Annotated in this window: 8 protein-coding genes; 4 read left to right on the forward strand and 4 right to left on the reverse strand. The window is 54.1% G+C overall.

Annotated features, from left to right (window positions below):
- Window positions 1-177 precede the first annotated feature (177 nt).
- Both ACYVB2_RS09890 and ACYVB2_RS09895 read left to right on the forward strand, forming a co-directional pair.
- Window positions 178-420 (forward strand): hypothetical protein, encoded by a 243-nt coding sequence (locus ACYVB2_RS09890; RefSeq protein WP_382432167.1) that lies wholly within the window; start codon window positions 178-180, stop codon window positions 418-420.
- Window positions 395-721: a hypothetical protein gene (locus ACYVB2_RS09895; protein WP_382432169.1), complete on the forward strand. Its 327-nt coding sequence runs from the start codon at window positions 395-397 to the stop codon at window positions 719-721. Before ACYVB2_RS09890 ends, ACYVB2_RS09895 begins: the two co-directional genes overlap by 26 nt.
- Window positions 722-1,322: 601 nt before the next feature.
- On the opposite strand, the gene ACYVB2_RS09900 is transcribed toward ACYVB2_RS09895, so the two are convergent.
- The 4 genes from ACYVB2_RS09900 to ACYVB2_RS09915 form a co-directional block, all read right to left on the reverse strand.
- A complete protein-coding gene (locus ACYVB2_RS09900; RefSeq protein WP_382432171.1) occupies window positions 1,323-2,153 on the reverse strand; it encodes an abortive infection family protein in 831 nt (276 codons plus the stop codon).
- 176 nt (window positions 2,154-2,329) lie between these two features.
- Window positions 2,330-3,052, reverse strand: coding sequence for a hypothetical protein (locus ACYVB2_RS09905; RefSeq protein ID WP_382432173.1), 723 nt, complete (start codon window positions 3,050-3,052; stop codon window positions 2,330-2,332).
- Window positions 3,053-3,878: 826 nt separating this feature from the next.
- Window positions 3,879-5,078: a toprim domain-containing protein gene (locus ACYVB2_RS09910; RefSeq protein ID WP_382432175.1), complete on the reverse strand. Its 1,200-nt coding sequence runs from the start codon at window positions 5,076-5,078 to the stop codon at window positions 3,879-3,881.
- A gap of 175 nt (window positions 5,079-5,253) precedes the next feature.
- Window positions 5,254-5,388 (reverse strand): CHC2 zinc finger domain-containing protein, encoded by a 135-nt coding sequence (locus ACYVB2_RS09915; protein ID WP_382432501.1) that lies wholly within the window; start codon window positions 5,386-5,388, stop codon window positions 5,254-5,256.
- A gap of 748 nt (window positions 5,389-6,136) precedes the next feature.
- Between ACYVB2_RS09915 and ACYVB2_RS09920 the strand changes: the two genes are divergently transcribed.
- Both ACYVB2_RS09920 and ACYVB2_RS09925 read left to right on the forward strand, forming a co-directional pair.
- Window positions 6,137-10,255: a hypothetical protein gene (locus ACYVB2_RS09920; protein WP_382432177.1), complete on the forward strand. Its 4,119-nt coding sequence runs from the start codon at window positions 6,137-6,139 to the stop codon at window positions 10,253-10,255.
- Entirely contained in the window at window positions 10,255-12,435 is a 2,181-nt protein-coding gene (locus ACYVB2_RS09925) for a hypothetical protein (protein ID WP_382432179.1), read from the forward strand. The genes ACYVB2_RS09920 and ACYVB2_RS09925 overlap by 1 nt, the downstream gene beginning before the upstream one ends.
- The last annotated feature ends 329 nt before the right edge of the window (window positions 12,436-12,764 follow it).

Genomic DNA, 12,764 nt, shown 5'->3' on the forward strand with positions numbered 1-12,764 from the left:
CTCAGTAGCGGTGGCTTTGACCGCAGCATCTTTGGAAGCATGCAGACGGTTGCTGAAACTTTAGAGATACATCTAACCTATCGCTCAAGCGGACAGCTTACAGCTGCCGCTTACCTTAGTTCGTTAGGCAGTGAACCTCACCAGATTGCTCATAACATCTAACTTGAGAAAGAAAAAGTGAAAACGCAAATTGAGAGAATAAAAGAATTGGCATCGACTACTACGTCAGTAGTTAATAAAAATTTTTCAACAGTACAAGATACCGCTAATAGGATAAGTGCCACTACATTAGCCGCTGGAAAATCAGCCCAACAATCGATTAAAGAAATTGTTGAGCATGAAAACACAAAGGCAGCTGTGATCAAGGCCAAGGGGCTTGCTACATCTTCAACGAATGAAGCAAAAAAAACTTACAGCTAGTGTCATGGATAAAGTTAAAGAGGCTAATGAAAATCATAAGGAAATAGCGGACAAAGTAGAGACGGTTTCTATGGGGTTAGGCATTACTTCTGGCGTTGCAGCTGCTGGTGCAGCACTGGCTGCACCAACTGGATTAAGTGCATTAAGCGTTGCTGTCGGATTAACTAGTGCTCCTCTTATAGTAACCGCCGCTCCTGTCATAGCTGTTGCGTCTACTGTCGTTGGTGTTGTTTCTGGGGGCGCATACTTTTATTCCAAGTGGAAAACAAAGAAAATTGAAGATGCCTCAGATGGTAAGTAAATGCCTAACCCATCGCTGAAGCGGACAGATTCCAGCTGCCGCTTGCCTTATTTCGTTAGCGGTATTGATATGGCGACTTGGAAAAAGGTTGTTTTAGGGCTGTTAACTATTGCAATTGTCACGATTGGTGGCTGTATCGTATGACTCCATTAATCTTTTTCTGTCATGTGTGCAACAACCGTAATTGATCAAGCAGCATCACCAAGTGGGAAACTTGAAGCTGTCGTATTTCAGATCGACTGTGGTGCTACCACTGATTTCAGTAGCCAAGTGGCGATTGTTCTGGGGAATGAGAACATTTTGGAGAAAGACGACGCACTACCCAAAAGCTTTTTTGCTGCGAATAGCGATCATGGCAGGAATCCCGAGGGCAAGGCATGTGTGCCAGAGCTTCGACTGAATTGGTTGTTTGACAGCAACTTAGAAATACAATACCATGAGTTCTCTCGCATCATACGTGCAGAAAGATCCCCAAAAGGTGTCGCTGTTGATTACCGCTCATTCCGCACAAGTACATACTTTTTAACGTAGAAGTAACCGGCGCTGCGCGGCTTCATCGCGCAGCGTCCAGCGTCCGAAGGGAGCGAGGTTGACTCCTAGGTTAGCAGTTTTTATCGAGCTTACTGAGCAGGAAGCCTGCAATGGTACCAACCATCTCAATGGCTGCCGTAGCTTCTGTGTTTGTAATCGAAGACAACCATGGACGACCATGCCCAGTACCTTCTTTTTTTCGGAGACGATTTGTAGCGCAAGCCGTTTGAAACATTGCGCGTTCAAGTGCTTTGGTTGGAGACTCGCTCGGTTGTGCTGCCTGCTCAGGAACAGTAAGCCCGAGCGCCATGTAGGTTTGCCCAAGTAAACCTTGAAAGTTGGCTCCGCTTGAATATAACCCCCATTTAGTCTGAAGGATGTGTGCAGCCGTTGCCTCAAGAAGGTCTTTGCCAGTACCGGAGAGTAGTGCTGCGTTTTGGGCACCTTTTTGAGCACGGCGAGCATATGTCTGAAGCGCTAGGGTTAACTCCCGGCCTTTTAGGCTTTCCAGAACTTTTGGCCGAATGTCACCATCTTTAGAGAGTTCATAACCCTCGGCATCAAAAGTAAAAATGGCATTGAGAATAGCCTCTGAACCTACAAAGTTAGCTGACTGTTCTCGAAATCCACCTGATGCTCGAACCTTGGATAGGAGTTGTTCAATGAGTTTTGAACCAGCATTGGGATTGTTGTCGATTGCCCATGACAGGATTGCTGTAACTCTCTTTGCTTTCCCAATTACTTGACCTTGAGCTTTGGGATCTGCCGAAGTTAAGCCGGTTCGTCCAACGTAAAACTCAATATCGAAGTGAGATGGCTCGCGATATTCTCCATTGGATTTCGAATCGTCTACGAGTTGTGCTAACGCAGCGATTATGGTGTCGGTAATTGGTAGTGTCATATTCTTGAGCCGCTAACTGCTTGGCCCCGACCGCCGTTGAGTCGAATGCCTTCGCATACCCGACGTCCAGCAGTCCGATCAGGGCCAACATCTATTGCCATGGACTCGCTTTGCAGAGTGCAGCTCAATCCCCTTCAAGCAAACTCTTCCGCATGGCCTTGTAATCGCCTTGCGGATCAAGGCGAACCGCGTCGGGCATGGCCCAAGTGGTCGGCACCTTGAGATGCTCTGCCACAGGGGGCGAACCCAGCGCGACTGAGCTCCCCCAAAGTGCAGCCACGCAGACTGACACCGACAGTTGCGAGTGCAAGCGCCACACGCAAGAACGAGTCTTTGTCAACGTCATAGGACGATGCGAGAGTCGGATAAGTTGTACGGTACAGCGAGAGCATCAATGCCAACTCAGGACGCAAAGATTTTTTGTGTCCCGTCTGACGCTCCAGTTCCAGCCCTTGCAATGACCAGAGCGGTAATCGCACAAAAACATCCGGAAACACCCGATGCAGTGCGTGACGCAAGTCATCGGCGCTACGTCTTTGCAGACGCAGGGCCATAGCGCGGCGCTCGGCCTCAATCAGCAGCAAATACCACACCTGCGCGTGCAAGCTCTGGTCTGATGGATAGGTACGCAGCAGTTCCAACGCTCGGCGCACCGTTGACGGCAAATCGCGTGAGGTCACTCTTTCCATCTCGACCTGTGCCTCGGAAAGATATGCGCCTTGCAACTTGCGAAGTTGTGGACGCAGGACGTAGCCCTTCAGTCCCTTCTTGGCGCGCGCTGTAACTGATTCGGCGTCGCCCTGTTCACCATGCGACTCGCCAAGGTCGTCCAGTTGCTCGTCGCGCTCGCCCGTTTCGCCCAACATGTCGGCGGCCACACCCAAAACATCAGCTACCATCCAGCCCACGTGCCACAGATCTGTACGCGCCTTGGGCACCATCACAGATGCGACCCGATCATCCTGGTCGTGGTACCAAGCGCTTGCGCCTAGCAACTTTCTAGGAACGCCATCAACAAGCAGATGCAAAGTGAATGTGAAGCTTTCCCCTGACTGAACAGCTGTGGTCTGAAGGGGACGTAGGCATCCTTGCTATCCTGTCCGGTCACGTATTGATGAATAGCCAGCAGGGCGTAGAACAGGCGCACCGCTCTTTGGGTGACGGGTTGGTTCACCTCAGTCGTACCCAGTGCGCAAAGATCGCTCCAGCGTTGCGTATTTTCGCTTACGTCGACGACAAGCCTAACTGCGTCGGACGCGCTTTCCACAAAGCGTAGCACATGCACACGCGGCCCAATAGCACGACACTGGTCAGTCAGGCACGCCATGAACGCGCGCTAGCATTAGCCAAACGGCCGGAATATGCCCTGATCTGATGGGGTCTTGTCGCCTTCCGAGACATCCATATCAACCTCTGATAGCCGAAGCTCAAGGTCTCGGGCTCGTCCCGCTCGATGTCGGGCTCATTGAGTAAGTCAAACGGCCCGGTTACCTCCACCGCTTGCCGAGAAGCGTACCAACGCACTGCGGGAATACCAGACGAAAAGACATTGCCGCTGGCACCTAGTCGGTCATGCCACTGTGTGAGCAATTCGTTGAGCAGGATTTGGTGTACATGCAGATCGGCTGGATGCGGCATGACCTTAAGACGCGGATCTCCTAATACCTTCGGATCAGCCGTGAGCTTGCGAGGAAGATGCACGGCATGGAGTGGTGCGGCTTGGCGTCATGGCTTCGCATCGGCGATAGTGGATCGGAGCCGCGCGAAGGTCGTCTGATCGAACAATCGCTCGTTGCCGCTCAAGGTTTGCCACGCCTCCTCATCGGAGGGCAGTTCACCCCGGTGCGAGCCATGGTAAGCCAAGGCGCGCGCCAATACAGCGCGCGGATTGCCTTCATCGAGATACATGCTGCGGCTGCTGGGACGCGCACTCCCGCCAAGGTCACCCATCACGGCGTGTAGCTCTTGCGCCCAAACCAAAAGGCTTTCTTTGAGGCGTTCCGCAACACTTTCTGGTGAGCGACAGCCGTGCAGTTTGCTGACGGTCAGACCTATCCGGAACAAGGCTCGCTCGCGTGCGAGCGACGCCAGCTGACTCCAGCGTGGCATATAAAGCTGCGATGCATCTTGGCTCCCTAAGGCTGATGCAAGCAGAACCACCTCAGCAGGCAGGTTGTAGCGCTTCAACCAAGCAGCAGCCTCGTCCGGCGTGCTCAAGCCACGCAGACAGGAATCAGGATCCTTGCCCAATACGGGTTCAGTACGCCAGGGCATGCCCACCCACCGTATGTCCACACCAGTGAGCCCCAGCAATCCGCGCGCCAAACGGTCTGCGCCGCCAAAACCGGCGGGGTCGTTGTCGATAAAGATGCAGTACGTGAGGGGAGTCGTTCCTGGCATCTTCTGTGACAGATTCGTCAGTCGCTCGAACTGCCCCTTGCCGAGGCTGATACCCATCAGCGCCACAGCCGGTTGTCCTAGGGATTGCAGTCGTAGCGCATCCAGGAAGCCCTCCACCAGATAGAGTCTTGCTGGCTCGTTGTTCTTCAACGCCTGAGTAACAGCCCTGAATACTTCGGGCTCGTTGAAAAGGTACTCTGACTTCTCAAAGCCCGGCGTGAGTAGGTATTTGGCCATGCCCTCGGGTGGAGCACTTTGCAAGCCGTGTCCAGCCAATCCGACCACCTCAATCCGCTTAGCTTCACCACTGCGGATCGGAATGACGACTCGGCTGTCATGAAAGCAGTCCTGGAACTGGTCGAGCAGGTTCAGCTTGCCTTGCCCGGTCGCGGAGTAAGACCGCAGACGCTTGATCAGACCCAGACTTTCAAATTCGTCAATCAGCTCGGCGCGCTCGCCTACGGGCTCTGCTTGTAAACTCTCGACCAACACGCCTCGGGTAATGCAGCGTAGGCCCTTGGCCATGCAAAAATGCGGGATCGAAACCGCGCTCGTCGCACCAGCTCCGGAACTGTTCTACGTCGTGCCGCGCGTCAAAAATTCGTTGTGCAAACTCCTGAGCCGTTTCGCTTCCAGCGGTGCGTCTGACCCGCCGCGATATCTGGTTACGTATGGGCCTGATGCTGAACTGTCGGGCTAGTCACTGAACGGTCGGCAGAAATTCCAGTCCTTCAACCTGCTTGACCAAGTCAATGGCGCTGCCATGGGTACCGCAGGCAAAGCAGTGGTAGTGCGCCGGGGAACTACCGTCTGCTGGATAGAGACGGTCGGGTATCTTTGTGAAATGGGCTGAGTCCCCGAGTTGTTCGGCCGCGTCGCTTGGTCTCGATCCCGGGTCGTGTAACTAAGTCTTCGAGCGAAGCTTTTGTTAGCAAATCGCCAATATCGTATCGATCCACATGCCCTCCGTACCTTTAGATACATTGGACAAGCTTATTAGGCACATATCACTGAATCGCCTCGAAGACTTTTACGGCCCGCTCTTACTCGCAGCGGTCATTTGTCGGTGGCCGGTCGATCGGCAGCTCACAGCCTCAAGTTGCCCTTTGAGATAGGCGACAGTTTTTATTGATTCAGCGGCCAAGGTCGGGCTTCTCTTCCCGTCAAACCAAGCTCTGTTAGCTCATAAGCTGGAACCAAGGTCTAGCTAGGTGGGAGAAATTGGCGCTTACTGCGCTCGCGCATATCTAACCCCAGCCAACACGAGTCAGTCAAGGTTGGAAACTGCGTCCAAACTGCTTTCAGATAGTCCTCGATATCGACCGCAGGCAACACATGGGCGCGACCACTATCCGAGCATTTTTTGAGGATTTGAACAATGTGAACGCTTGTAATCTGAACTGATGCTGAATATCCTTCTTACCTGTCGAAGCATTTTGGATGCATCCCTTGGCTGCGGGTGTTTCTAGGCGCTACAGGCCTGCATTTTTTGAGAGCTGGGGGCGCTGGATGGGCTTTTTGGGCCCTTTGTCCAGCTCTGCCGCTTCTTGGAAGGTGTAAAACCTTGCCGAGTAGATGGGTAGATGACTAATAAGCAATTTTTAACCGCAACATCTATTTTCCTTAAAGGCTTCAAGGAGCCTTATCTGCGCGCCAACGAACGGCCGTTCATTAAGTTGTTGAACTGGTACACGGGCATCGGCAAGACATACAACGCTGCGGCCTTCGGCATTGAGCTGTTCCTGAAGTGTGATGTTATCCCCGTCTTTATTGCACCGTTGCAATCCTTAGTGACTCAATTCAGTAGTGAGGTGCTCAAACATCAAGAGAATCGGAGCTACGCCGACGAGCTTGAGGAGGCGATCCGAGATCACGGCGCCGGCATTCCGATCTACCGGCTGTATTCCCGCGACTACCACGTCAACGACCGTACTTTCTTTAGTGCCTGCCTTGCGTTGGTGAAGTGGTTGGAGCGTCACCCCTACGTTGTCAATCAGATGGAGCGATCGCCCAAGCATGAGGGCAGTGATAAGAGTGTCCGTGCGCGCATTCAAGAGCTGCGCGTAAAAGCCGCCTCTTGTGAGCAGTCCAATTTTCTTGGAATGTCAACTGCAGACGAGAGCTACGAGGATGCTCGTGCAGCATATATCAAGTCTGCGCAACAGGCTCGTAGCTTGGCGGATCGGTTTGTATGGAAGCTTATTCAGCTGGATGTTCAGAGTAGGCCCGCCAAGCGCGATGAAGATCGCTATATGCAAGCCCCAGAGATCGCTGAACTGGTTTACCGACTCCACCCGCTGCAGGCGTTCCTTGATACTCCCGGCATCATCGTAAGCACAGCTTCCAAAGCGCAGGTGGCGCACAAAGTATTCACCGTTGATGGCAAGGGCGGCTTTCGGCAACGCGACTGGGAAAATCTTCCTCAATTCTTGGAGGAGTTGAACCAGAATGACAGTACTTTGGGACGGCTGGTGTCGAGACGGCCTGATTCTGCAAGGGTGATCACATTTGTCGACGAGGAAGAGGACTCCTATTGGTACCTTTTCGATCAGCGCAAATCGGTGGTTAACTCTGGAGGCCGCAACGATCTGAACCTTGTCATCTCGGAATTTTTTCAGTACTTTGACTTGAAGTGGCCTATGGCCTTCGAGCGTCTGGAGCGAGATGGTCCTCGCCGTGGTTTGGCCAAGAAAGTGTACGAACACCTCGAGGAATTCGCGGCTATCAGCAAGTCTGTCGAAGACGAATTCCGGTTGGAGGTTGAGCGTACACGTGCGTCTTTCATCGCACCGGCGCGAAAGGTGGCGATCCTGCGCGAAAAGCTCGAAAAGCAGTTCCCGAAGACTGTCCAGTGGTTCAACGATGCCGAGCTGTTGGCTGTCCTCACGCAATTGCACGAACGCAACGATGCGCACGCGGGCTTCAAACGTTTTCGTCAGAAGGCCCGGGTACTGGCAAGCATCCGCTCCTACGTTGAGCAAATCGCGCCGCGCGACCAAGGAACCACTTACGACGTATTCGTCAAAATTCACGACTTGGTGGCAAACAAGAAATTCTTCACTATGAGCCGTTCCACCTACGGTGAGGTGTTGGATCAACCTGGCCAGACTTTTTTCACCGAATCGGCCAGCGTGATGGACACCGAATTCTTGCGACAGGTCCAGCTCACGAAGGACACTGCGGAACAGACTATCCGCTTGCAGTATCACGACGGAAAAACGCCTGATGGTGCATACACCCTCTACGATTACCTGCGTCTGGTAGTGTTCATGGCCCGGGTGCTGGCCGTGACCAGTGGCGAAGAGGCCATAGAGATGTCCAAGGTCGACCAAAAGAGGTACCCGAGCCTGGACGAATTCCGCTCCGATGTTCGTCGCCTGTTCAACGGCCAGACCACTTCCGAGGGGCTTGAGACGGAAGTGAGCGATAAAGAGCTACTCACGGACTCCTTCCTCTTTGAGCATACCAAGTCAGTGGTGACGTTGGAGGAAAGTCGCAACCAGGCCGAGGAGTACAACAAGGAGGCCGATGTTTGCCTCACATTGACCATCACGTCACTGCGTGCTACCCCTGAAGAGGACATTGTTCGGGCACTGGGTCGTACCAACGGTGTGTATCTGATGAGCGCCACGGGTGGACTCGATTCCGCGTCTTCGGGTGCGTTCAACACGAAGCATCTGCGCCGTTATCTGGAAGAACGCGGCGGGCTCTTCTCGCAGATGAGCGACGATGAACTAGCAGTGGTTGGAGCCAAGGCTGTTGAGTTTCTGAACAAACGGGATCGGGAGGTAGTTATCCTGAACGATGATGAACCGGCGTCTACTTTTGAAGTGTCGACTGCCTTCAAGGGGCTGTACCAGCAGTTCGACGAGGCGCGCCCCAAGAAGGGCGATTTCGGTTATGCGCAACTCAACCGACACAAGCGCCACGAACTGCAAGGGCTGGTGGCCAGCTTGGACAAGCTAATGGCAACCAGCATTCGCTCTGGCTTGGTGCTGTGCCAGACGACTGAGCATGTGAAGAAGTGTCTGCAGCGGATGGCGAATTCATCGCTGGGCTTGGTTGAGCACATGGACAACACCGGCGACCACTTCATCATTAAGCCGGGAGCGATGCCCACATACAACGGTTATAGCCAAAAGGAGGATATCCACATCGTCTTGTACTCTGCCGAACGCTTTCGCAAAAAGGATCGCTCCAAGACCGGCGCAGTTGATCTGGAAGACGATAAGGGTCAGTTCAGCAAAGAGCTGGAGGATGCCCTCGACATCAGTCGGAAAAAAATCCTGCTCTGGAGCGCCTATGCATCGGCGTCCCGCGGCATCAACTTTCTGACGAAGCAACACGGAACAGAACGTGATTTTGAGCTGTTCTGCCTGTTGAACGATCCCTACTACACCCGGCACACTCGACCAAGCGCCAGCGGTTTTTCCATGGAAATGTTCCAAAGCTTCGCCCAAGTGCTTAGGGATGAGCCCGGATGGGCAGCCATGTCTAAAGGCGAGCTACTGTTCGAGTACTCCCGCAACCGGTGGAAGCGCCTGCGCAAGGAACATGTCATCGACATTACCCGGACCGTATTTCAAGCTTTAGGCCGCGGCGAGCGTCGACCTTCTGTCCAGATGCCAAAGCAACACCTGTACATCAGCTCGGAAGCTGCACGCATGGTGCACCTAGGGTTGCGACATGCGCCAGAGTTGCGCAAACGCGCTTCACCAGCGCAGCGAGCTGTGCTAGCGCAACTGTCGCTCCACCATCAGAAAACTCACGTATTTGAGATGCCCGAAGAGCGAGAGCAGCACCACGTCCAGAGCCTGGAAAAGGCGATAGCCTTCCGGGAGTTCACTGGCTCAATGCCGGGTCGCTTCCGCACAGACGAGAGTACCCGTCGTATGTGGGAGTTGCTTTTTCGGTCGACGATGTTCACTGACCCGGTGAAATACATGGATGACCTGCGCGCTGCTGGTGTCCCAGATGCGTATCTGAACGGTTGCTTCGTTGAGGTGCCGATGGGTGCGGACGTCTATACGTTGCAATTCACTATGGCTATTAGGAGTGACCTGGTTGTTACCGATGCCGAGGACGGTACGGAAGCGTACGACTGGACCAGTATGGTGGTGCCTGAGAGCCTCATTTCGCGCCTAACCGAAAGTACGCGAAAGCTCCTGAAAGAGTGGCGTGGTTTCCGTCTTCCGGACAGGACCAAGCGGTTGCTGCCTCAGCCTTGGTTCGTGACTGAAATCATGAAGGGATACATCGCGGAGCTCGAATTCGAGCAGTACGTCGGCGATCAGTTCGCTGTCTGGGCCCATGAGCTACCCTTAGAGGGTGGGCCTGTCACGTATGTAAAGCCAGAGATGCACCCGTTGTATGCCGAGCTCTACCAGCTCTACGACTATTATTTGCAGCCGGAGCCTGACGTGTGGGTAGCCGTTGATCTCAAGAACTGGACGCGCAACACAGACAGCCTAAAAAAGGACCAGTTGCTGAAACAAGCACAGACCAAACATGCCAAGCTCCAAGCCCTGCTGCCAGGCGTTAACGTGCATGCACTGTACGTTAACCTGCAGGGTGCACACAAGTTTGGAGGCATCCTTCCGGCCAAAGGCACGATTCGCTTCATGTCCATGTACGTAAGAAACACTGGTGATCCAGGGTGGATGCCCAACGCAAACCTACGCGACGCCATTTTGGGGAAGTAATGCCCATTCAAACGCTGGATCCTCAATCCTCCGCACATGCCCGGTTGAATGCGCTGCGCTTCGATGTACCTGTGGCTGAAGCGGCACAGCTTCTCGCTAAATGGCAAGCTGGCCGGCACAGTCTTTTGGTGCCCATCCCTATCCAGATACCTACCTCTGAGGAAGAGGCATCGCGGGGGGCTGCTTACTTCCACGATCAGGCCAAACTGGTGCGAGCCGCGATTGCGCGTGAACTGGGGCTGGAAGGGGAAGTGGCTTCTAAGCTGTCGTTCATGATGGTGGGCAAGGACGCTTGGTATCTCGGCACTCGGCCGAAGCTGGATCTCCAGTCAATGCAGGCAGCCGTCGCTGTTCACCCTGCGAAGTTCATTGGGTTGATGTTGCTCAAGGAGCTGATTGAGTCCGCTGCCTTCGAGGAGGACACTTTCGTGCGCGGCGGCTTTGGCCCGAGTGTCTACCTAGGGAGTACCAGCCAAGCCTCGAAGAAATACCTCCAGCTTGCTGAGGCTAAGTTCGACGTCAACGTAAAGCACGGACTTCTGCTGTGCGATGTGAAGTCAAAGAGGTTTGTTCGCAAGGCTTGGGCGGACGAGCGATCTGCCGCTACGCGCCTAGCCTCAGCAGGCGAGGGCTACTTGGTTGGGATTACACGCATGGTTCCTGACGATTTCTTTGAGATAGATGCGCGAAAAACCCCGATGGAAGGGCTGCGCCTAGACCGCGAAAAAGTCCGTCGCACGCGCTTGTATTACCTGAACCTGCTCACGGAATTCGCCATTGACCTTTTCACCCGGGCCAAGGTGCCCTTCACCCGTGAGACTTTTGTAGCTACGCATTGCATAGACGATGCGTACATTCCATTAGAGTCGCTGGCTAACCTGCAGCGGCCGTTAGTGGTGGTCAACACGACAACCGAGTCAATGACTCCTGATGCTCTCGCGCCGCTGGCTAGGTTTCCAGATTACCTGCCTGAGTACCACGTGGCTGGGAACAAAAAGATCCATTTCCCCGCCCCGAACGTGCGTGTTGCCGACGGTGTCCCGGAGCAACTCAACCCGGAGTTGAACTATTTGTTCCTGAGCGCCGCCGAAGGGGACGATTCGGGAAGCATCCGGCTTGCCAAAGGCGCCGCAGACAGCGATTTCCGCACGGTGCGGCCTGAGATGGCCTACGCAGCCCTTGCAAAGGGGGACGGGCGGGCCGATCCATATACGGAGGCTAAGTTTCGCAACCTCCTATCCCGAGAGACCATCGAGGTTGCCACTCAGGGATTAGACAAAACGCCTAATGCATTTGCGGAGCTACGTCCTGGTAAGACCGTAGACTCCAGTGCGAGGCAGTTGCAAGAGGCGCTGAAACGATGCTTCGTCGAGCTTTCTCTGAAGGAAGTCCTTCTTGGCAAGAAGCCGATTTTGGTGCCCTCCATGCCAGCGGATGCTCCGCGACAGTTGACGCTTTTGGCCACGCGGCGCATTCGTATGCCCGGCCGCCAATACCCCGAACAAATGGTGGCGGCAGTCGACGTGATGATCCGAAACCACAGCTTGTCTGTCACGCGCGTCCGCCGGACACCTTGGGGTAAGGCAGGAGCTGTCCTTCGGTTCGTTGCGGAATTCCCGTTCCTTCAGGAAACGGCCAAAGAGGGCATCAGGAATGGTCAATTCTGGGCCATAGACGCCAAAACCCAAGAGCGGCTTACCGTTTGGGCTGGCGCTTTTGTTCCCAAGATCATTTTGAATGATTCGTATCAATCCATTGAAGTCGCCATTGCTGCGCAGGATGAGTATCGCGCAACACAGATAGAAGAGGGCCGCAGAGGAAAGCTGCTCTCCAAAAGTCGCGACTTCAACCTGCTGCCGTACTACATATCGATGTTCAAGCCCGGACAAGGCCATCATGGCGAGCGCATTGGTCTGAAGATAGCAGTGCAGGACTGTGGGACTTGGTTGAGAATCTTCGTGCCCCCTGAGGGTGGGATCAACGGTTCGGGCGACTCCCTTTCAGGTATGCGCGATGTTATGCACTATGGTTCTGATGGGGCTACCAGCCTGGCTGGTTTGTTGGATCTTCCGTTGGTGCGGCTGTATCTGCATACCATGACGAACGGGGTTCTGGTAGGTGGCGATAACTCGAAGATGAGCGTGCTAGAGAAGCTTGCTCGTCTTGCCTTGGAAAACTGAGAGAACAGCGTGGCATCGGATATTTTCTGCCACCTTTTCGATTAACCTAATTTGCCTTCACAGCTTGATGAGTGGCGGTTTCCAGCATGGGGCAGAGAAGTTACTGTGGCCAGGACTGAGGCTCGTCCCTTAGGTGTCAGCGCCTGTCATCGGACATATCTTAAACTGCCGCTGCGCTATCTGTGCCGGCGAATTTGCTTGTGACTTACACCCGTTGAGGTGGGCACCAGCGTTCAACGCCACGCTGCATAGCTGTCATCTCGATGGCATCACTCAAACGCGCGGACAATGTAGTTCACCATGAACCATGGTGCCCAAGCCGTTCACCC

The organism is Giesbergeria giesbergeri, assembly GCF_054779375.1.